This window comes from Brevibacterium renqingii, assembly GCF_017808105.1.
Lineage (GTDB): Bacteria > Actinomycetota > Actinomycetes > Actinomycetales > Brevibacteriaceae > Brevibacterium > Brevibacterium renqingii.
In genome coordinates, this window is the sequence record NZ_JADBHF010000003.1 from 230,927 (window position 1) to 252,339 (window position 21,413).

General features: G+C 66.8%; 18 protein-coding genes and 1 tRNA gene. 13 read left to right on the plus strand and 6 right to left on the minus strand.

Features of this window, described 5'->3' with window-relative positions; translation table 11 throughout:
* Positions 1-35: 35 nt before the first annotated feature.
* Together IHE57_RS05050 and IHE57_RS05055 are read right to left on the minus strand one after the other, a co-directional pair.
* On the minus strand, positions 36-1,007 hold the full coding sequence (locus IHE57_RS05050; RefSeq protein ID WP_209324091.1) for a tetratricopeptide repeat protein: 972 nt from the start codon (positions 1,005-1,007) through the stop codon (positions 36-38).
* Between the two features lie 145 nt (positions 1,008-1,152).
* Positions 1,153-2,772 carry a DUF8094 domain-containing protein gene (locus tag IHE57_RS05055; RefSeq protein ID WP_343071754.1) on the minus strand — a complete coding sequence of 540 codons (1,620 nt, stop codon included), beginning with the start codon at positions 2,770-2,772 and terminating at the stop codon, positions 1,153-1,155.
* Between the two features lie 180 nt (positions 2,773-2,952).
* Here IHE57_RS05055 and orn point away from each other — a divergent pair, with 180 nt between their 5' ends.
* From orn to IHE57_RS05070, 3 genes are all read left to right on the plus strand, one after another.
* The gene (gene orn, locus IHE57_RS05060; protein WP_366933857.1) at positions 2,953-3,573 is read left to right on the plus strand and encodes an oligoribonuclease; all 621 of its coding nucleotides are present in this window, start codon (positions 2,953-2,955) and stop codon (positions 3,571-3,573) included.
* Positions 3,574-3,750: 177 nt separating this feature from the next.
* Positions 3,751-4,122, plus strand: a complete 372-nt coding sequence (locus tag IHE57_RS05065) for an ArsR/SmtB family transcription factor (protein ID WP_209323392.1) — start codon at positions 3,751-3,753, stop codon at positions 4,120-4,122.
* Complete coding sequence (locus IHE57_RS05070) at positions 4,119-5,777, plus strand: SulP family inorganic anion transporter (protein ID WP_209371290.1); 1,659 nt, start codon at positions 4,119-4,121, stop codon at positions 5,775-5,777. Before IHE57_RS05065 ends, IHE57_RS05070 begins: the two co-directional genes overlap by 4 nt.
* Before the next feature lie 2 nt (positions 5,778-5,779).
* Here IHE57_RS05070 and IHE57_RS05075 read toward each other — a convergent pair whose 3' ends face one another.
* Positions 5,780-6,700 (minus strand): SCO6745 family protein, encoded by a 921-nt coding sequence (locus IHE57_RS05075; protein WP_209371292.1) that lies wholly within the window; start codon positions 6,698-6,700, stop codon positions 5,780-5,782.
* A 280-nt stretch (positions 6,701-6,980) separates the two neighbouring features.
* Here IHE57_RS05075 and IHE57_RS05080 point away from each other — a divergent pair, with 280 nt between their 5' ends.
* From IHE57_RS05080 to IHE57_RS05110, 7 genes are all read left to right on the plus strand, one after another.
* Positions 6,981-7,976 carry a (Fe-S)-binding protein gene (locus tag IHE57_RS05080; RefSeq protein ID WP_209323395.1) on the plus strand — a complete coding sequence of 332 codons (996 nt, stop codon included), beginning with the start codon at positions 6,981-6,983 and terminating at the stop codon, positions 7,974-7,976.
* The gene (locus IHE57_RS05085; protein ID WP_436627481.1) at positions 7,973-9,481 is read left to right on the plus strand and encodes a lactate utilization protein B; all 1,509 of its coding nucleotides are present in this window, start codon (positions 7,973-7,975) and stop codon (positions 9,479-9,481) included. The genes IHE57_RS05080 and IHE57_RS05085 overlap by 4 nt, the downstream gene beginning before the upstream one ends.
* Positions 9,478-10,221 (plus strand): LutC/YkgG family protein, encoded by a 744-nt coding sequence (locus IHE57_RS05090; protein ID WP_209371293.1) that lies wholly within the window; start codon positions 9,478-9,480, stop codon positions 10,219-10,221. Before IHE57_RS05085 ends, IHE57_RS05090 begins: the two co-directional genes overlap by 4 nt.
* A 28-nt stretch (positions 10,222-10,249) precedes the next feature.
* On the plus strand, positions 10,250-10,978 hold the full coding sequence (locus IHE57_RS05095) for an LmeA family phospholipid-binding protein (RefSeq protein ID WP_209371294.1): 729 nt from the start codon (positions 10,250-10,252) through the stop codon (positions 10,976-10,978).
* Positions 10,979-11,106: 128 nt separating this feature from the next.
* Positions 11,107-12,351 (plus strand): M20 family metallo-hydrolase, encoded by a 1,245-nt coding sequence (locus IHE57_RS05100; protein WP_209323398.1) that lies wholly within the window; start codon positions 11,107-11,109, stop codon positions 12,349-12,351.
* Positions 12,352-12,467: 116 nt separating this feature from the next.
* Positions 12,468-13,799: a glutaminase gene (locus IHE57_RS05105; protein ID WP_209323399.1), complete on the plus strand. Its 1,332-nt coding sequence runs from the start codon at positions 12,468-12,470 to the stop codon at positions 13,797-13,799.
* A 203-nt stretch (positions 13,800-14,002) separates the two neighbouring features.
* Complete coding sequence (locus tag IHE57_RS05110; protein ID WP_209323400.1) at positions 14,003-14,821, plus strand: siderophore-interacting protein; 819 nt, start codon at positions 14,003-14,005, stop codon at positions 14,819-14,821.
* Between the two features lie 67 nt (positions 14,822-14,888).
* Here the strand turns inward: IHE57_RS05110 and IHE57_RS05115 are convergent, their stop codons facing one another.
* The 3 genes from IHE57_RS05115 to IHE57_RS05125 form a co-directional block, all read right to left on the minus strand.
* A complete protein-coding gene (locus tag IHE57_RS05115; protein ID WP_209323401.1) occupies positions 14,889-15,803 on the minus strand; it encodes a dihydrodipicolinate synthase family protein in 915 nt (304 codons plus the stop codon).
* Positions 15,800-16,666, minus strand: coding sequence for a ribokinase (locus IHE57_RS05120; RefSeq protein ID WP_209371296.1), 867 nt, complete (start codon positions 16,664-16,666; stop codon positions 15,800-15,802). Before IHE57_RS05120 ends, IHE57_RS05115 begins: the two co-directional genes overlap by 4 nt.
* Before the next feature lie 114 nt (positions 16,667-16,780).
* Positions 16,781-16,853 (minus strand) — tRNA-His (locus IHE57_RS05125).
* A gap of 223 nt (positions 16,854-17,076) precedes the next feature.
* Between IHE57_RS05125 and IHE57_RS05130 the strand changes: the two genes are divergently transcribed.
* The 3 genes from IHE57_RS05130 (at position 17,077) to IHE57_RS05140 (ending at position 21,357) form a co-directional block, all read left to right on the plus strand.
* Positions 17,077-18,828, plus strand: a complete 1,752-nt coding sequence (locus IHE57_RS05130; protein WP_209323403.1) for a hypothetical protein — start codon at positions 17,077-17,079, stop codon at positions 18,826-18,828.
* 131 nt (positions 18,829-18,959) lie between these two features.
* On the plus strand, positions 18,960-20,546 hold the full coding sequence (locus IHE57_RS05135; RefSeq protein WP_209323404.1) for a hypothetical protein: 1,587 nt from the start codon (positions 18,960-18,962) through the stop codon (positions 20,544-20,546).
* 88 nt (positions 20,547-20,634) lie between these two features.
* Positions 20,635-21,357, plus strand: a complete 723-nt coding sequence (locus IHE57_RS05140; protein WP_209323405.1) for an ASCH domain-containing protein — start codon at positions 20,635-20,637, stop codon at positions 21,355-21,357.
* The last annotated feature ends 56 nt before the right edge of the window (positions 21,358-21,413 follow it).

Here is a 21,413-nt window from a genome sequence, read left to right on the forward strand (position 1 = left end):
GAAGAGGATGGCGGTGATGAGACGGATTCGCTGGATCAGAACAGTGCCCTCATGAGTGCGGTCCGTGCCTTGGTCACGGCTGGATCGTCGGCGCCGAGGACCTCGAAGAGCTCGAGGACGCGCAGACGCAGGGATTCCTTCTCCTCGCCCGCCGTGGTGCGGATGAGGGAGATGAGTCGGGTGAAGGCGCAGCTCGCATTGCCCCCGACTACCTCGGCGTCGGCGGCGGCCTTCGCCGCCTCGACATCGGTCGGGTCGGCATCGGCGGCGGCGATGAGTTCGGCGGGTTCCTTGTCGATGAGGCGCCGGCCCAGCCCGGCGCGGGCGAGACCGAACTTCGCCTCCTCATCGGCTGGTGAGGAAGCCAGTGCGGCCTTGAACAGGTTCTCCGCGGTGTCGAAGTCGCCCTTGGCCAGGGCTTCCTCCGCTTCGGGGTGTGCGGGGCCGGACGGTTCGGGTTCGGCGCCGTCGGCGACGGCATAGCCGGTGACGCCGTTCTCGGAGGCGAGTTTGAGCAGCTCGTCGAAGTAGGCCCTGACCTGCGGTTCGGGCAGGGCGCTCTGGAACAGCGGCACGGGCTGGCCCTTGACGATCGCGACGACCGTCGGGATCGACTGGACGCCGAAGGCCTGCTGCAGGCGCGGGTTCGCGTCCACGTCGACCTTGGCCAGGACCAACCGCCCGCCGTAGGCCTCGGTGACGCGTTCGAGCACGGGCGAGAGCTGCTTGCACGGTTCGCACCATTCGGCCCACAGGTCGATGACGACGGGCACTCGGTCCGAGATCGCGACGACGCTGTTGAAACCGGCCTCGTCGACGTCGAAGACCAGGGACGGAACGGCGACCGCGTTCGGGTCCTGCGCACCGGCTGCTCCTGCGCCGGCAGGGCCCGCCCCGGCAGGTGCCTGTCCCGCATTTCCGGCCTGCTCCGGAGGCAGGTTCTTACTCCGCACAGCCGACAGGTCGAGTCCCTGATTCTGCTGTGTGTTCTCCTGCGAGGGGTCCATTGACACGTGGTCTCCTTTGTGACGCGATCGGTGGGGCCGGCGACGTCGGTCTCTCACCTGGTCCTTATCTGTCCAACAGAACGTATCAGCACCCGTCAGCCTGCGGCTATTCCCCCATGGCCTCGCCGGTGCCGAAGGGTCCGGATCAGCCCGCCTGCGCTCCTGCCAGCGTTTCGAGCCCGCCGATGAGCCTGACTTTCCCGTCCTTGGGGACGAGGAAGGTGAGCACCTGCGTGGTCGTCGTGGTCACGGGCTGCTGCGTGGAGTCCGTGCCGAGGAGTTCCTTCTGCGGTGACGACAGGGACAGGGTGCCGGTGCGGCCGTCCTTCGACTCCGGACTGATGGTCGACTCGGCTTCGATCACGCCGGTGACGATGGCGGCGTCGCCGGCGGTGCCCTGAGCGACGAGTTCCTTGCCCGGTGTGTAGTCGTACTTCACCTCTGCCTTGCCCTCTTCGGCGCTGGCCTTCTGTTCCTTCTGGTTCTTCCAGATCGACTTCGAGAAGTCGTCGGACTCGAACTTCTTCGCTTCTTTCGATCCCTTGCCTTCGCCGAGGGCCTTCGCATAGTTCGCCACCACCTTCTCCGGGGTCGCGACGAAGTCCTTGGCGCCGGGTTCGAGCATCTTCGCTCCCTGCCGGGAGTCGGGCAGCTCGGGCAGCTTCGTGCCGGCCACCAGCTGGGTCTGCGACCAGAGCTTGTAGTCGCTGCGCGGATCCTCCTGCGTGAGCACGAGCAGCTGCGTGTCTCCGCCGGCAGAGGTGATGAGGCTGGTCACCCGCGGCCAGGCATCGGTCGCGGAGGTGTAGTTCGCGACGATGTCCCCACTGGCCACGGCGGGCGGCAGCTTCTGGTCCTCGACCTTCTTCTTCACCTTGTAGGCGTCCTCGCGCTGCTGCAGGGCAGGGCCGGTGGCGCGCTTGGCCAAAGCCTTCTTGTCGGCGCCCTTGTCCGCGGCCTTGATCTCCTGGGCGACTGACTCGAGGATCCGTTCGGCCTGGTCGTCGGTGATTCCGGCGCCCGCCGAGCTCGGCTCCTGCGAGGGTTCGGGCTTCGGCAGCTCCTCCGGGCCGCAGGCGCTGAGTGCGAGCACGGGGACGATGGCGAAAGCGGTTCCGAATTCGGCGAGCTTGCGGCGGCGCTCCTGGCGCGCCTTGCGCCGGTTCGCTTCCCTCTTCGCACGGTTCGCACCCAGGAAGAGCAGCACGAGACCTCCGATGAAGACGACGCCGCCGGTGATCATCAGCGGGAGCGCCCAGGGCGTGTCGGCGTGGTTGGGCCAGGAGATGGTGACTGTCTTGATCTGTCCGGGCTCACCGTTGCCGGCGATGAGGAAGCCGGTGCGGTTGGCATCGTCGTTCCATTCGAGTTCGACCGAATCGGTGCCGCTGACCTGCGCCTGCCACAGATCGTCGCCGGTCGGGTCGGGGACCTTCTCCTCGCCGTCCGTAGACTTCGTCGTGAGCTTGCCCTCCTGGGCCAGCCCGGTGACCCGGTCATAGGCGGACTGCCCCGCCCAGGCTTCGACGTTCTCGATCGGCGCCTGGGCGATCGTCAGGTCACCGCTGCCCTTGACCGTGAGAGTGGCGGGGGTGCTGTAGAGGTTGAGCATTCCGGGGTCGACGATGACCGCCGGTTTGTCGGTGTCGATCTGCGCGGTGGCAGTGATCGTATCCTCCGGCGCCCACAGGGTCTTCTGCAGGATGCCGAGGCCACCGACGACGACACCCACCACCATGAGAATCACAGCGAATGTGTAGCGCACGAGCGAACCTTCCCTCAGCCGAGCAAAATGGCACCCCTGGTTCGGGGACTCTCCAAGTTTAAGTCACATGCCGAACATCGCCTTTGTGCCCACGCTCAGTGTGTGTCGGCATTCACAGATGTGCGGGCCGCAGACGGGCCCGGGATGCTCCGAGCGTCCGGCCTGAACTAAGCTGGCCCGGTGAGCAATAACAGGATTGTGTGGATCGACTGCGAAATGACGGGCCTCGACGAGGTCAGGGACGAACTCATTGAAGTGGCCGTGATCGTCACCGACTTCGATCTCAAGCCCCTCGACGAGGGCATCGACATCGTCATCCGCCCCTCGGCGGAGGCGCGTGCGAACATGAACGAGTTCGTCACGGACATGCACACCACCTCGGGGCTGATCACCGAACTCGATTCGGGCACCACCGCCGCTGAGGCGCAGGCCCAGGTCCTCGAATACGTCAAGCAGCACGTACCCGAGCCGCGCAAGGCCCCGCTGGGCGGCAATTCGGTTGGCACCGACAAAGTGTTCCTCAACAAGCAGATGCCCGAACTCGTCGACCACCTGCACTACCGGATCATCGACGTATCCTCGATCAAGGAACTGAGCAAGCAGTGGTTCCCCCGCGCCTACTTCCAGGCCCCCGCCAAGCACGGCGGCCATCGGGCGCTCGGTGACATCATCGACTCGATCATCGAGCTCCAGTACTACCGGAAGGCCGTGTTCTCCGCCGAGGGGCCGAGCTCCGACGAAGCGAAGTCGATCGCCGCCGAGGTGGCCGGAAACTTCTCGAAACAGACCGACGAGAGCTGATCGCCTCCTCCCCGGGGCGATCGGACCGCGATCTCCTCGATTGATATGCGACGGCAATCCTATCGCAGCCCGGTTCCGCTGATGCGGGACCGGGCTTTTCACTGCCTGAGACTCCCACTGCCCGCCGCGTGAGACTCCGCACTGCTTTCCGTGACTCAGCGATATGATGGATTCATCATGCCATTGAATCAGTCTCAGCGTCCCCTCTACGAGGTGAAGGCGAATCTCTTCAAGGGCCTCGCCCACCCCTTCCGCATCCGCATCCTCGAGCTGCTCTCCGGCGCCGAGGAGGTCAGCGTCGCCGACCTCCAGACCGAGACCGGCCTCGAGGCCTCGCATCTGTCCCAGCATCTGGCCGTGCTTCGCCGGCACCGCCTCGTCGAATCGGAACGGCGAGCCAGCCACGTCTACTACCGGTTGGCCGACCGTCGCACCGCCGAGCTGCTCGCCGTGGCCAGGAGCCTGCTGCTGACCATGCTCGAGGACGACGAGGTGCGGCTCTCGGAGGCGCGCACGCTGCCGCAGATCCCCGGCGCGGGAAGCCGATGAGTCCGGCATCGGTGCTGCGACACGCGCGCGGCCTGCTGCCCTCTCTCGCGGACTACCGTGAGGCGCGCCGGTCCTGGCCGAAGGACCTGCTGGCCGGAGCCACCGTCGGCATCGTCGCCCTGCCGCTTGCCCTCGGCTTCGGGGTCAGTTCGGGGCTGACGGCCGAGCAGGGCCTCATCACCGCCATCGTCGCCGGCTTCCTCGCCGCGGTCTTCGGCGGATCGCACGTCCAGATCTCCGGTCCGACCGGGGCTATGGCCGTCGTTCTCGTGCCCATCGTCGCCAGCCACGGGCCACAGGCGGTCGTCGCCGTCACCCTCATCGCCGGCATCATCGTCGCCGCGGCCGGCCTGCTGCGGCTGGGCCGCACCGTCTCCTTCATTCCGTGGCCGGTGATCGAGGGCTTCACCGTGGGCATCGCCGCCATCATCTTCCTCCAACAGGTCCCCTTCGTGACCACGCCCGCGGATCTCTCCCCGGGCGAGATGAGCACGAATGCCTTCGCAGCAGCGGTGCAGCTCGTGGCTGCCGCCGACTGGGCCTATCTGCCCTATTCCCTGGGTGCGGTGGCGATCGTGGCCGCGTGCATGGTGCTCGCACCGAAGATCCACGCCTCGATCCCCGGCTCCCTCATCGGCATCGTCATCGTCACCGTCATCGCCGGCCTCGTGCCCAATCCGCTGGCGACGATCGGCAGCATTCCGCAGTCCCTGCCCTCCCCCACTCTGCCGATCATCGACCCGGCCACGCTGCCAACGCTGCTGCCAGCGGCGGGAACGATCGCTGCGCTGGCGGCCATCGAATCGCTGCTCTCGGCGCGAGTCGCCTCGTCGATGTCGGATGCCGGGGCCTATCAGCCCGATCGGGAGCTGGTCGGGCAGGGCATCGCCTCGATCGGGTCCTCACTCTTCGGCGGCATCCCCGCGACCGGCGCCATCGCCCGCACCTCGGTGAATATCCGCGCCGGAGGACGCACGCGGCTGGCCTCCATCGTCCACGCGCTCGTGCTGCTGCTCATCGTGCTCGTCGCCGCCGCTCCGGTCAGTCGGATCCCGCTCGCCGCTTTGGGCGGGGTCCTCTTCGTCACTGCCGTGCGCATGGTGCACCTGGGCACGATGCGTGCGATCCTGCGGTCGACGAAATCCGACGCCGCGGGATTCGTCATCACCGCTCTCATCACTGTCTCCTTCGACCTCATCGTGGCCGTGGGCATCGGCGTCGTGGTGGCCGCGTTCTTCGCTCTGCGCAAGCTCTCGTCCACCACCGCCGTGCGCATCGAGCGCCTGTCCGAGAGCACCCAGCCGAGGCCGGGAGACGAGTCGATCGCGATCGTCCATTTCGGAGGACCGCTGTTCTTCGCCTCCGCCGACCGGGTCTTCGACGAGGTGATGCGCCTGCAGGGAGTCACGGTCGTCGTGCTGCGCATGTCCCAGCTGGAGCTCGTCGACGCCACCGGCGCCCACATCCTCAGCGATATGGTCCGGGCCTTCGAACGGCGCGGAATCACCGTGCTCATCAAGGGCGTCAAGGACGGCCACGCCGGACTGTTCCGGCAGGTCGGAGTGCTCGGCGCCCTCCGCCACCACCGGCACCTCTTCGACGAACTGCCCGCGGCCGTCACCCACGCCCGCTCCCATGTGGAGCGAGCGGGCTGAGTTCAGCCGGCCTTCTTCGCCGGCTGCGCGAACACGCTCGTCGGGAACGCACCCGACTGCGCGATGACCTTGACGAGCGTGCGGGTGGGTGAGAGCAGGTATTCGATGTGCTCGTCGTCGAGGACCGACCAGGCCGCGGCCACGGTGCCGTCGGTCAGCAGCTCCACCTGCTCCTTGAGCTCGCGCCCGGCCTCGGTGATCGCCGGCAGGTCGAATCCGCGTTCGTCCTTGTCGACGGTGATGAGGCCGGCCTCGGCGAGCCCGGACTGCGCGGTCTGCCATTCCTCGTCGGTGTAGCCGCGGGTCTTCTGCGCCGCCCGCGGTCGGAAGCCTGTACCGGCGGCGACGTCGAGCATGAGGGCGTCGATGCCGGGCACTCCGGCGGTGACGAGGGAGGCGACGTGGCCATCGCCGCGGAACTCGCGCGCAATGGTCGCGGAGTCCCACAGCTTCTCGAAGGCGGTGTTCGGCCGATGTCGGCCGATCGTGTCGGCGGTGGCCGCGGCCAGGGTGCGGCCGGCGAAGTCCATCGCGGCGAGGACCGGCTCGATGGTCTCGGTCACCTGTGTGGCCGCCTCGGTGAGCAGCGCGATGTCATCGCGGTCGCCGAAGAGTTCGTGCATGTAGGCGGCCACTGCGTCGAAACGGGCCCGGACCATCTCCTCCGGAGTCACCTTCTCCCACAGGCCGGGCAGCAGATCGGCGATGAAGTTCGGGGAGTAGTTGTAATAGGCGGCGCTGACGACTCCCGGTTCCACTCGCCCCAATGGAGCGGTGCGGGCGACCAGATTGCCTTCGACTCCGGGCTCGAGGCCGTGTTCGGCGTAGACGGCGCCGACCGTCGAGGAGAAGTACATCGCCGCATGGATCGAGTTGAGTCGGGCGGAGACCGTTCGGATGCTCTGTGTGCGCTGGGATTCCATGTCGTCATCCTATGGTCAGCATCGCTGCGGGTAAACGGTTCGTTGCTGCGGTCGGCAATTAGCGCAGTCCCATGCTCTCTTAATCGGTTCACCGCGGCAGCGGCCGGCGCGCGCAGCCCGCCGCGGCGGCTCCCGACGGTCGGACCCGGGCGCAGGTGTTTGCTCTCCACCGGCCCGGTGCTACCGTCTGAGCACGGAGTGCCGGAGGATCGTCTCGCCCGCGATGTCGAGCGGACCGAAACGCGACCTGCACAACCGCAATGTCCGGCTTGGAGGTCAGATGAAGATCGCACTGTTCGCCACTTGCATCGTCGATGCGATGTACCCCGAGGTTGCGCAGGCGACCGTGACCGTCCTCCGTCGGCTGGGCCACGAGGTCATCTTCCCCCTGGGCCAGTCCTGCTGCGGGCAGATGCACATCAACTCCGGCAAGTTCGCCCAGGCCGAACCCGTCATCGCCAATCACGTTCGGGCCTTCACCAACACCGAATGGGACGCCGCGGTCGCCCCCTCGGCCTCCTGCGTGGCCTCCCTGGGGCACCAGCAGCCGTTGATCGCCCGCCGCATGGGCAATGAGGCCCTCGCCGAGGCGGCCGCCGAGGTGTCCGAGCGCACCTATGAGCTCACCCAGTTCCTCACCGACGTCCTCGGCGTCACCGATGCCGCGGCCGACCTCGGATCCTATTTTCCGCATCGGGTGACCTACCATCCCTCGTGTCACGGCATGCGCCTGCTCCGCCTCGGCGACCGGCAGTCCTCCCTCGTCCGGTCCGTCGAAGGCATCGACCTGGTCGAACTGCCATTGGCCGATTCCTGCTGCGGCTTCGGCGGCACCTTCTCCGTGAAGAACCCGGAGGTCTCGTCCGCGATGCTCGCCGACAAGGTCCGCACCATTCAGGCCACCGCCGCCGATGTGTGCACAGGCGGCGACGCCTCGTGTCTGCTGCACATCGGCGGCGGGATCTCCCGCTTCGAGCGGACGGGCCGTTTCGAAGGCGCGCCCGACATCACTGCCGTCCACGTCAAGGAGACGAGCTCGACCACGGTCGGCAACGAGGGATCCGAGCACCTCACCGCGGTGGTCGGAGCCGATGACGACGACCATCGCACCCCGGGCGAGGACGGCAGCGCGCCCGTCGAGCCCAGCCGTGTGCAGGCCGGCTTCCGAGTCGGTCAGGCCACCGTGCACCTCGCGCGGATCCTCGCATCGACGAAGGAGGACCCGCTCCGGGTCCCGAGTGAAGGAGCAGCAGTGAGCGGAGGGAGCCTGCGATGACTTTCCTGGGAATGCCGCTGCTTCCGCCGAAGCGTCGGCAGCAGACCGATCTTCCGGGCGGACAGGGCAACATCATCGAGCCGGAGTCCTTCCCGGACGTCTCGCATCAGCATCTGTCGAATCAGCAGCTGCGCAACAACATCGGGCATGCCACTTCGACGATCCGTGAGAAGCGGGCCGACGTGGTCGCTGAACTCGATGACTGGGAGGCACTGCGCGAGGCCGGGGCTCGGACGAAGAACGAGGTGATGGCCAACCTGCCCGAATACCTCACGCAGTTCGAAGAGGCCTTCAGCGCCGCCGGCGGCATCGTCCACTGGGCCCGGGACGCCGATGAGGCCAACGCCATCGTCACCGATCTCGTCGCAGACAACGCTCCGGTGCTGGAGAACGGCCGTCGCGAGGTCATCAAGGTCAAGTCGATGGCCACGCAGGAGATCGGTCTCAACGAACATCTCGAGACCGCAGGCATCGACGCTTTCGAGACGGATCTCGCCGAACTCATCGTCCAACTCGGCGAGGACAAGCCCAGCCACATCCTCGTCCCCGCCATCCATCGCAATCGCGACGAGATCCGCGACATCTTCATGGACAAGATGCCCGACGCAGGACAGCTGACCAATGAGCCCGCCGTCCTCGCCGAGGCGGCGCGCAGACACCTGCGGCACAAGTTCCTCACCACGAAGGTCGCGATCTCCGGAGCGAACTTCGGCATCGCGGAGACCGGCTCGCTCGGCGTCGTCGAATCCGAAGGCAACGGGCGCATGTGCCTGACCCTGCCGGAGACGCTCATCACCGTCATGGGCATCGAGAAGCTGCTGCCCCGCTTCGCCGACCTCGAGGTCTTCCTCCAGCTGCTGCCGCGTTCGTCGACGGGTGAGCGGATGAATCCCTACACCTCGTTCTGGACGGGGAGGGCCGAGGGCGACGGGCCCCAGAACGTCCATCTCGTCCTCCTCGACAACGGCCGCACCCGGGCGCTGGCCGATGAGCACGGCCGCACCGCACTCAACTGCATCCGCTGCTCGGCGTGCATGAACGTCTGCCCCGTCTACGAACGCACCGGCGGACACGCCTACGGCTCGACCTATCCGGGACCCATCGGCGCGATCCTCTCGCCCCTGCTGACCGGGGTGGAGGAGCAGGGCAACGGCTCCCTCCCCTACGCCTCGAGCCTGTGCGGCGCCTGCTATGACGTGTGCCCGGTGAAGATCAACATCCCCGAGATCCTCGTCCACCTCAGGGGCGAGGACGTCCAGGCCAATCACTCTCCCGTGTCCTCGCAGCTCGATGCCGCCCTCACCGGCGCGTCGTGGATGATGAGCGACGGGAAGCGGATGACCGCGACGGAGAAGGGCCTGCCCCTGGCGCATGCGGTCACCCGCGGCGAGCAGATCAACGCCCTGCCCGGCATCGCCGGGGCCTGGACGTCGAGTCGCGACATCCCGGCTCTGCCGAACAAGAGCTTCCGTCAGCTGTGGGCCGAAGAGGAAGGCGAGAAATGACCAGCACCGCTCGCGAGGAGATCCTCGCCCGCATCAACGAGGCTCTCGGTCGTCGCGGCGGCGGGGACTATGTGTCCTCGACTGCCCGAACGCCCGCTTCGGCGGGGTCCGCAGGTGCGGCAGGTTCTGCAGGTGCGGCAGACGAATCCGGTTCAGCCGCCTCGGCGAGCCAGGCGAGCGCAACGGCCGCCGATGTCGGGTACCGCCACGAGGGCACGCATACGGGTGAGGAACTCGTCGATCTGCTCATCGACCGTCTGGTCGACTACAAAGCGAACGTCCATCGCGCCACGGGCGATCCCGCTGAGACGATCGCGCAGCTGATCGAGGCCCATGATTCGGTCGTCGTCCCCCACGGTCTGGAGACCTCCTGGCTGTCAGGGTTCGACGGTGAGGTCCGCGTCGACGCCCCGGGCGAGGAGCTCACCGTCGACGAGCTCGACGCACAGGGGGCGGTGGTGACCGCCTCGGCGGTGGCGATCGCCCAGACGGGAACGATCGTCTTAGACGGCTCGCAGGTGTGCGGGCGCCGGGCGGTCACTCTCGTGCCCGACCACCATGTGTGCATCGTCCGCGTGGCCGATATCGTCGACATCGTGCCCGAGGGGATCTCCCGGCTCGACGCACGCGACCCGCTGACGTTCATCTCCGGGCCCTCGGCCACGAGCGACATCGAACTCAGCCGAGTCGAAGGAGTGCACGGTCCGCGCACCCTCGATGTCGTGATCCTGAACGAGTGAGTGTCGAATCTGCGGGACAATGGAGTCCATGACCACGGCCAGAACTCTCGAATACCCGCAGAAGCAGCCTCGGCGGAGGTCGCGCAGGACGACGGTCCTCGTCTCCGCGATCGTCATCGTCATCACCCTCATCATCGGGGTGATCGCGGCCGATCGCATCGTCGACTACACCACCGAGCAGCGCATCGCCGACGGGCTGCAGGACTACGGCGAGGCCGACGTCTCCGTCGAGGGCTTCCCCGTGCTCACCCAGTTGGCCGCCGGGAAGCTCGAGACGGTGCACATCACGGCGGCGGAGGCGACCTACGACGACGTGGACTTCACCGACGTCGACGCACGCCTCTACGACGTCCCGACCGACACCTTCCGACCGATCGGCACCGTCGACGCCACCGCGGTGCTCCCCCACTCCACGCTCGATGCGCTCGCGGCCGAGCATGCCTCCCTGCCCGAGGGGATGACGTTCACGACCGTCGACGGCGAGCTCTTCCTCAAGGGCTCGCTGCTGGGCCAGGACCTGCTCATCGGCATCGAGCCGACGGCCGAGGGCCGACGCGCCGTCGTCGATGCGACCACGATCCGGCTCGGCTCGGCGAAGGTCGATGTGGGATCGCTGCCGGGCTTCCTCACCTCGGAGATCTCCGATATCGTCATCGACCTCGATTTCCTGCCCGCCGGTCTCGAACTCACCGACATCACCGCCACCGAGGCGGGACTGTCCGTGCGCCTGCACGGTTCCGGGGTGACGCTGGACTGAGGCCAGGTCAGCTCAGCGATGCTCGCCCGGTTCGCGGGTTCGCTCGTCACCGCCGCGCTCGCTACAGTCGTACTCGGCACCCGAAGCCGGCACCGACGCCGGCTGACCAGACCCTGAAAGGCTCGACGATGAGCATCATCTCACCGGTCCGCGAACGCTTCGCGACCGAACTCGGAGAACTCGCCGCCCTCACCGACTCCTCGAGACCGGGCTGGACCCGCCGGGCGCTGAGCGAAGAGGACGTCGCCGGGCGCGACTATGCTCGCACCCTGATGAAGCAGGCCGGTCTCGAGACCCGGATCGACGGGGCCGGCAACGTCATCGGCCTCCTGCGCGGTCGCCTCGGCGGGCGCGAGATCATGCTCGGCTCGCACACGGACACCGTCGACGGCGGCGGTCGGTTCGACGGGATCACCGGTGTTCTCGGAGCGATCGAGGTCGTGCGGCTGCTGCGCGAGAACGACGTCCGTCTCGACCACGATCTCGTCATCGTCGTGTTCTTCAACGAGGAGCCCAATGACTTCGGCCTCTTCTGTGTGGGGTCTCGGGCGATGACCGGACTCGTCGACCGTTCGACCCTGGCCGCAGTCGATCCCACTGGTCGCACTCTGGCCGAAGCCCTTCCCGAGTCCGCGATCGATCCCGAGGCGTTCCTGAACGCCCGCTACGATTTCGCTCGGGTCACCGCGTTCCTCGAACTCCACATCGAACAGGGTCCCGAGCTCGAACGCGCCGGAAGGCAGATCGGCGTGGTCGAGACGATCACCGGGATCAACCACTTCCGCGCGCTCTTCACCGGACGGCAGGACCATGCCGGGACCACCCCGATGGACGTCCGCGCCGACGCGGGCTGCGCCGCCGCCGGCACCGTGCTGGCGGTCGAGTCGATCGCAGGTTCGGGTGAGAACACGCGTGGCACCTGCGGACAGATCAGCTTCACGCCCGAGGCCGTCAACGTCGTGTCCCAGAATGCCGTCGTCGAGGGAGAGTTCCGCGGTCCCGAAGGGTCGTGGCTCCACGAAGCGCAACGTCGGCTGACTGATGCCGCCGCTGCCGAGGCGAGCCGGCGCGGTGTCTCGGTCGAGGTCGAATGGACCACCGACGACGCGCCGGTCCCACTGCATGAGCCGGTCACATCGACGATCGCCTCCGTCGCCGACGATCTCGGCCTCAGCAGGGCGACGATGTTCTCCGGAGCCGGCCACGATGCCGGAATCATCGCCGCGAAGACCCGGGTCGGGATGGTCTTCGTCCCCTCGGTCGACGGACGCAGCCACTGTCCTGAGGAGTTCACCGATCTCGACGACATCATGCCCGGCGTCTCCGTGCTGCTCGAGACCGTGCTGCGCGTCGATCGGTGGTACGCCGGCTGACAGCCGCAGGTGGGCGTCCTCACAGCTGGGGAGCCGCCGTGCGCGCGGGCGATGTGTGAGAATGGCAGTCGGCCGAAACGGCGGTCGATGAACGTCAGTCACATGCAGGAGGTGCCATGCGATCGCCCATCCCGGATTTCCTCGATGAGACGCTCGACCGTTTCCGCCCCGACCGGTCCGGGGAGAACGCGGACTACATCCCGGATCTGGCCGCGGCCGATTCGGAGAAGCTGGCGATCTGCATCTCGACCCTCGACGGCATCGAATACACCTCCGGCGACGCCGATCACGAGTTCTCCATCCAATCGATGTCGAAGCCCTTCATCTACGGGCTCGCCCTCGAACAGGAGGGACTGGCCGGAGTCCTCGAGAAGGTCGGCGTCGAACCCAGCGGTGAGAAGTTCAACGAACTCTCCCTCGACAAGATGTCGGGGCGACCGCTCAACCCGATGATCAATGCCGGGGCCATGACCATCCACTCCATCCTCGGCGAGCCCGGTGCCGGCCTGCCCGAACGCACCGAGCTCGTCCGTGCCGGACTGTCCCGGTTCGCCGGCCGGGAGCTGACGATCGACGAAGACGTCGCCGACGGCGAATGGCGCGAGGCCTACCGCAATGTCGCGATCGCGAACATGCTCCGGTCCTACGACATCTTCTTCGACGACCCCGACGAGGTCGTCCGCGGCTATATCGAACAGTGCTCTGTCCTCGTCACCGTCAAGGACCTCGCGATCATGGCCGCGACGTTGGCCGGCGGCGGAATCAATCCCCTCACCGGAGAACACGTGCTCTCCCCACGAGTCAACCGCCAGGTGCTCGCAGTGATGATGACCTGCGGCATGTACGATGCCGCCGGCGACTGGATGACGGAGATCGGGATCCCGGCCAAGAGCGGGGTCTCCGGCGGTGTCTTCGGTGTCATGCCCGGTCAGGTCGGCATCGCCACGTTCTCCCCGCGCCTGGACAAGCACGGCACGAGCGTACGCGGGGCGAAGATCTTCCAGGATCTGTCGAACCGTCTGAGCCTGCACATCATGGATGCGCCGGAACCTGCGCGCTCAATCATCCGCCGCGACCGCCGCTTCGTCGACGGACAGGGCAAGATGGTCCGCATCTGCAGTCTCCAGGGCCTCATCCAGTGGAGCGGTTCGGAGAACGTCATCCGCGCCATGGACGAACCGGAATCGCACACCGACACCTTCGTGCTCGACCTGCGGCGGGTCAATGAGGTCAACTCCGTGGCCAGGACCATGCTCACCGAGGCGCTGTCCCGGCTCGAGGAAGACGGTATGCGCGTCGTGCTCATGGACCCGGACGACATGATGCAGTGCAAGGGTCCGAACTCGGCGCTGCCGGGCGTGACGATCCTCGACTCGCTCAAATCCGTCAAGGGACTCAAACGCATCCGCGACGACCGCCGCAGGGAGATGGCCGAACGCTCTCGGTGAATCCGGGCCCTGATGTGCAGCGAACTCGTGTGATGGGACGGGCCGATGCGAAGCCAGGCGAAGAAGCCGGGCGAAGGGGTCTCGCTGGTTCAGGAAACGCGCCTGATAAGGTGAGGCTCACCGAACCACAGCGCCGAGGCGGCTCGCCCGTCCCCGACGCGGCCGCTCGCGCGTGGAAGCGACCCCTTGCAGAAAGGCCGTTGATGACGACCGCACCGAACACTCCCACCCGCAGCGCACGCCCTGCCCGCGCGCAGGCCATCCTGACCGTTCTCGAGGTCACCGAGCTCAGCCCGCGCCTCGTCCGGATCCGCCTCGGCGGCAGTGAGACCTTCGACAACATCACGGCGAACGAGTCGACCGACAAGTACGTCAAGCTCCTCTTCGCCGATCCCGCTCACGGGCTCGCGCCGCCCTATGATCTGACCGAACTGCGGGAGCAGGCTCCGGAGAAGCTGCCGAGCAGACGCACGTACACGGTGCGCGAGATCGATCTTGAAGAGAAGTGGCTGAGCATCGACTTCGTCATCCACGACGATGAGGGGGTCGCCGGCCCCTGGGCGAAAGACGCCCGCCCGGGCGACACACTCGTCCTGTCCGGTGCCGGAGGGAAGTATGCGCCCTCGGCGGAGTCGGACTGGCACCTGCTCATCGCCGATCATTCCGCTCTTCCTGCGGTCAGTTCCGCACTGGAGGCGATGCCCGAGGACGCCCGCGGCCTCGTCGTGGCCCATGTCGCCGCAGCGGATCGGGTGCTACCTGCCCCGCCCGCCGGCGTCGAGGTGAAGTGGGTGGATTCGGATGAGGACCTCATCGCCGCGGTGCGCGAACTCGAGTGGTCGGCCGGTATGCCGCAGGTCTTCGCCCACGGCGAGCGCGAGACCATCAAATCCATCAGGAAGATCCTCAAGGAGCGTGAGGTCCCCAGAGAGTCGCTGTCGATCTCCGCGTATTGGGCGCGGGGCCGCGCAGAGGACCAGTTCCAGGCCGAGAAACGCGAACCCATCGGCAAGATCGACTGAATCGCGGAAAGTCGAGCGCTGTGCGCTCGGCGCGAGCCGCGATCCGGTGGGCGGTCGAGGCGGGAACTCAGTCCAGCTCGAGGCTCTCGACGACTTCAGCGACCTTGCGCTTCGCGGCCTCGTCGAGTCCGCGCACCGGCAGCGGCAGACTGTCGGACCCGATGAGGCCGAGGTGCTCGGCGATGGCCGCGGTCACCCGCAGGCTGCCGCCGAATTCGGCGAACAGGTCCCACAGCGGTTGGAGTTCGGCGGAGAGTTCACGGGCCTGCTCGGCATTGCCGAGCTCAGCGGCGCGAGTGATCTCGAGCAGCGGCTCGGGCACGGTTCCGCCGACGGCCGTGTACCAGGCGTCGCAGCCGGCGATGAGTCCGTCGGCACCGAAGGCGTCGCCGGAGATGCCGATCATCATCTCGTTGCCGACGGCGGCACGGATCTCGCCGATGCGCTCGTCCCAGCCCGCGGGTGAGAGCGGATGGCCTGGGATCTTAATCGAGGCCACTCCGTCGAGTGCGGCCAGGCGCGCGTAGAGCTCGGTGGTGAAGGTGAAGTGCGTGGTGCCCGGATTGTCGTAGACGACGATCGGCAGTTCGGTGGACTCGGCGACTGTGCGGAAGAGTTCGAACACCTCGTCGTCGGTCAGGGGCTGGTAGCTGACGGGGGCGAGGAGGAGTCCGTTCGCACCCGCGGCCTCGGCGGAGCGGGCATTGGCGAGCACGTCCCTGGTGCGCAGCGCTCCGATGCCGACGATGACGGGGAGGTCGAGCGCGGAGTCGACGGTCAGCTGCGCAACACGGGCGCGTTCATCCCGGTCGAGGTAGGCATAGGAGCCGGTGGACCCGAGAGCCGTGATCGAATCGACTCCGGCGAGGACGAGACGTTCGATGAGGCCGGTGTAGGCGTCCTCGTCGATGCCCTCGTCCCGCAGAGGGGTGAGCGGGAAGGCGCTGAGGCCGGTGAACAGGGAGTCGTCGTATGAGGTCATCGTTCGTCCTTCACGGTAGGGGTCGAGCTGTCGAGGTAGTGGTCGAGCGTGAGGAACTCCGGCTGCGCGGAGGCATCCATGACCGTCGCGGCTCCGACGCGGTTGGCCGCACGCAATGCCTCTTCGCCGGGCAGTCCCGAGCGCAGGCCGATGGTCAGGGCAGCGCAGAAGGCGTCGCCGGCACCGACGGTGCTCACCGGCTTCCGTGCCAGTGCCTCGGCGAAGCCGATCTGCTCACCGTGGGCCAGCAGGGCCGAACCGCGGTCCCCGTAGGTCACGGCCACGAGCCTCGCTTCCTGAAGCTGCGGCAGCAGGGAGTACTCGGTCTCATTGACGATGATGAGATCGGCGCGGTCGACCACCTCGGCGGGCAGAGGCAGGGCCGGGGCGGCGTTGATGACGAGGTGACCGGGCACGGGGGCGGCGAGTTCGGTGATGAGGTCCATGGAGATCTCGAGCTGCGTGAGCACGGTCTCGTCCTCGCCGAACTCGATCCCATCGAGGCTGACCTCGGCATTCGCACCTTCGCACACCGCGATCTGGTTCTCCCCGGCGGAGTCGACCATGATGAGAGCGGTCCCGGTCTCGGCGGTCGCCTCGGCGATGTCGTCGACGAGGACTCCGGCAGCTCGCAGCGCCTGCCTCATCTCCTGGCCTTCGGCGTCGCGGCCAACGGCGCCGACCATCCGGGTACGGGCGCCGAGCCGGGCGGCCGCCGCGGCCTGGTTCGCGCCCTTGCCGCCGGGCGAGCGCGAGAGCCGACCCCCGCCGACGGTCTCGCCAGCGGCCGGAAGGCGGTCGGTGGTGGCGGTGATGTCGGCGTTGATGCTGCCAACGACCGTGAGTGCGCAGGCGATGGTCATAGACACCATTATCCCGGGTTGACCCGCCGGCGACCGGGCAGCGAATCGGTGAGTCGGCATGAGGAAAGCCCCGTGATCCACTCATTCGGACGGATCACGGGGCTTCCGGTTCGGGGTGAGTAACGGGACTTGAACCCGCGACATCCGCGACCACAACGCGGCGCTCTACCAGCTGAGCTATACCCACCACATGCGCTGCACCACAGGTGCAGACAGCAAGATATATCTTAACCTCACCCGCCACACCCGGGCAAACCGGATCCGCCCGTCGCGCACAATGAGACACAGATCTCACGTGCAACGATTCAGTAGCGATGTATAACGGTTTCGGAAAAGCGGTAGGAGCCGTCCTCGATATTCATTAGGATAAGTTCGGCCCTGTCCTCGTCACCTCTCAAGGAATCCTGTACATGACTCGTGCGTTGATCTCCGTCTCCGATGACGGGTTCACCTACATCTCCCTCAATGGGGCGACGAGTCGCTATTCCGACACCGGACAGGCCATCGCCTACCTCGGCGACTATGCGCGGGAGACCGCGACTCCCTTGACCGTGACGATCGACGACGGCACGAAGAAGACCGAAGTCTTCCTCGACGAGAACGGAAAGCTCGGCACCGCCGCGGCACACGCAGGCAACGAACCAGTTGCGGATACAGAAGCCGACGCGACGGATTCCGCCGAGAAGACTGCACCACACACCGGCGCCGAGGCGGCCGACCCCGCCGCGGGGTCGGCCGCAGCCGCGGAGAGTGCGGAGAGTGCGGAGACGGGCTCTGATCCTTCCCGCGATTATGAAGGGATGGCTGGTGAGGGCGCAGCGGCTTCCTCGTCAGCAGCCGAAGGCACGCCCGAGGGATCGGGCGGCTCGTCCGACCCCTCAGGCGCAGGCGGTGACGGCTATCCGCTCGGCACCCCGTTCTCGGGCCCCGCCGCTCCCGCCGCACCGAAGGTGAAGAAGACTCGCGTACGCAAGCACTCCTCGCGCAGCCGACCGCAGAGACTGAAGAAGATCACGGTCCCAGGGCTTGTGCTCATCGGTCTCGCGATCCTCATGATCGGAGCGTTCGTCGTTCCGAACATCGTGCCCGTCGACACCTCGGAGGCGCCGCAGACGATCGGCTCCGAGCAGCAGATCAACCCGGCCTCCGAACTCTCCGTCGACAAAACCAGCGATGTGGTGCCGAGCTACGACAACTCCCCCACCTGGGAGACCGAGGTGCCCAAGCGGGCGTCGGTGACCGCCTCGGACCGCGGCGTCCTCCTCGTGTACAAGAAGAAGCTCGAGGTCCTCGACCCCGACACCGGCAAGACCCGTTATAAGACCAAGATCGACGAGGCCCCGACCTTCGCCGTCGACACCGTCATCGACGGCCGGCCGGCTCTGCTCTGGCAGGCGGGCGACACCGCCGAGGCGCTCTTCGACGGGGAGAAGAAGCCGAAGTCCTATCAGCTGCCCGAGAAGGCACGCATCACCTCGGCGGGCAAGAGCGTGCTCATCAAATCCGGCAATCAGCTCTCGACCTTCGGAACCGACGGGCTGGAGAACGTGCCGACCCCGAAGCCGGGCTCGACGCCGATGGCGATCGAGAACGACGAGCTCTACAGTTCCGACTGGAACGGCCCGGTCAAGGCCAAGAACGTCGAGACCGGCGAGGAGCGCAGCATCGACCTCGAGCGTCCCGCCGACAACCTGCAGATCATCGACTGGATCTCCGCCGGGCACGGAAAGGCCATCACCCTGTGGGGCGAACAGGGTGCGTCGACGAATTCGGGCCACCGGATCCAGCTCGTCGTCCACTCCCTCGAGGACGGATCCATCCTCTCGACCGTGACCACGACGACCGACATCGTCGGCGAGAAGTCCTGGGTGCGCGGCCAGGCAGGCGAGCGCGCCTACATCGGCCCCTACCTCTTCGACCTGCAGTCCGGTCTGCTGCTCATGGACGTCTCGAGCCGCGACATCCACCTCTCGGAGCCGCGCGGGACGATCGTCCCGTGCACCATGGATACGAACACCTCCTGCCTGCTCGCCGGCAAACACGCTTTCAAGACCGACACCGATCTCCTCGCGGTCGTCGACGGGGGCGAATCGGCTCTGGTGATGGGAGACGACTCCACTGTGCGGGCGTATCCGAAGAAGTCCGACTCCCACGACCGCTGAGCCGAACGCCACGACGAAACATCACCGAGGTTTTAACACATCCGGTCGAGACATTAAGATGGGACCGATGTGCCTGAACGTCATGTCCCCTTGATCCAATAGAGCCGGAATCCCCACCGCGAAGGAACGCAGTGTCAGCTTCACACCAGTTCAACCGCAGAATCGCCGCCATCGGCGCTGCGATTGCCCTGGTGGCGCTTCCGGTTTCGAGCACTCTCACTTCGCCGCCGGCGCTCGCAGAGCCGAGTCCCACGACCGTCGCGGACGCCGGAGCGGCCAACGCCGAGGCGACCGGAGCCGCCGATGGCACGGATGGATCCGATGAGGCGAGCTCCTCCGAAGCCGAATCGACTGCAGCCGCGGACAGCGACACCGAAGCCGACTCCGCCAGCGAGGACGAGGCGGGCAAGGACACCAACGACGGCTCGAATGGCGGCGATGACGAGCCCGATGACGACTACGATAAGGCCTGCGCTCCTCCCGAAGAAGGCGAACCAACTCCGGGCGTCGACGGGCCCTGCGAGATCAAGGCACCGCTACCGGCCGAATGGGATGACAATAACCAGACTCTGCGACTCCCCTCACCCGCGAATGAGCCTGGCAGCATGCCCAAGAGCTGGAAGGAAGAGAAGTTCAAACTTCGGAAGAGACAGCCAGTGCGTCTTCCGGTCCAAAGCTCCTCGCAATCGACTACCTACGGGGGCGATACCGATGACAGCGGGAATCCTCTGCCGTCCGCGGCGTCTCAGGCAGGTGTCCCAGAAGACCTGAGGCTCCGCTCCGACGGCTTTGTTGTGCCTGCAAGCGGTGGAGAACCGGTACGTTTCACCGGGTTCACGGCCAACCCCAAGTGGAAATTCAACGTAAAGGGCGGAAAAGTCACAGTCGTCTCCGGCCGTGGGTATCCTGACCCAGAAGGCGGATCCTCCAGCGCTGAGACAGACGGATCCAAAGAGGGAACTACAGGCTCGGCAGCGGACAAGGACGGGTCAGACAGCGGATCCCACACTGCCGCGCAGGACGGCACTGACACCGCCGACAGCAAATCTGCTGACAAGGACTCCGACGGCAACTCTTCCGACGCCAATTCGTCGGCCAACAGCGCCAAGTCCTCCGACAGCACATCATCGGCCAGCAGCGACACTTCCAAGGACTCCGGCAGCAAGGATCGGGCCAACTCGTCGACCGACAAGGACTCCGACGGCACGAAATCGAAGTCCGATACCGGCTCGCGGTCCGATGCCTCCAGCAGCAGCGATTCCGATGGCTCAGGATCGGACTCGACGTCCGGAAAGGACGAGGAGAAGGACTCTGGCAACGACAAGGACGGCTCCGGCTCCCCACTCGGCACGGTCGACGCCGACGGCACCACCCCGGATCCGTCGACCGGCAACGGCTCCCAAGACGCACGGGAGACCATCCCCGGAACCGCCGGCGACGAATGGCTGCCCGGCGACGAGGACGACTCTCAGCACCCCGACTATTCGGATCCCGTGCCACAGAATCCCGACGCGCCCACGCCCAAGGACGACACCGACCTCATCACCGGAGGCGACCAGCCCTCCCCACGGGCGAACCAGCAGCCGTCGACCTCATTCGGCGAGTCCATCATCTCGACGATCGTGAGCTCCTGGCCCGTCTTCGTCCTCGCAGCCTCCGGAATGGCCGCAGTCGGATTCATCATCTACCTCATGGGACGTCGCGGAAAGCAGGACTGAGGGCCGCCGGACTGGGCCTGGCCGCCTCGGCGAGGATTTTCCTCTCCGTCCCGGTCCGCCCCGGCAATACTCGCCTAAGATCGCAGGCATGGACCTCTTCGACTCCGAACGACGCGTGATCGCCTCGGCCCGAGAACTCGCGGCGAGTCTGGGATCCGACGCCCACCACACGGTCGCCGCAGCCGCGATGGACACCACCGGCCGCATCCACACCGGAGTCAATGTCGATCACTTCACCGGCGGCCCCTGCGCCGAGATGGTGGCCATCGGGGTTGCTGCCGCCGCCGGCGCCGGTTCGCTGGTCACGATCGCTGCAGTCGGCGATCACGGTCGAGGGGTGCTCCCACCCTGCGGTCGCTGCCGGCAGGTGATCCTCGACCTCCACCCCGACGCGCTGGTGGCCATCACCGACAAGTCCACGGGCGGAGAGACGATCGCACCGATCCCCGCGCTCCTCCCCCACTCCTACCGGCATCCTGACGCCGCACCGATGCGGCTGCTGCGCTTCAACGCCAGGTACGTCGATGCTTTCCGCGCGGGGAAGAAGACTCTGTCGGTGCGCTGGAACGAAGCGCACCGCACGGGCAGGGCACTGGCCTATTTCGAAGACACCGAACACGGCCCGGCGCCCGTCGTCATCACCTCGGTGACCCCGAAACGACTGAGCGAGCTGAGTGCGACCGATCTGGAGCTCAGCCGTCCCGGAGGTTTGGACCGCTACCTTGCGAACCTCCACGCCCACTACCCCGCCATGCCGGATGACGCCACGGTCGAGATCGTAAGATTCCGTCGAACCGCGTCCGATATCTGACACTCGCAGTTCCCAGCCGCTAAGCTGGACAGCGAAGCACTGTGGCACAGGGCCAC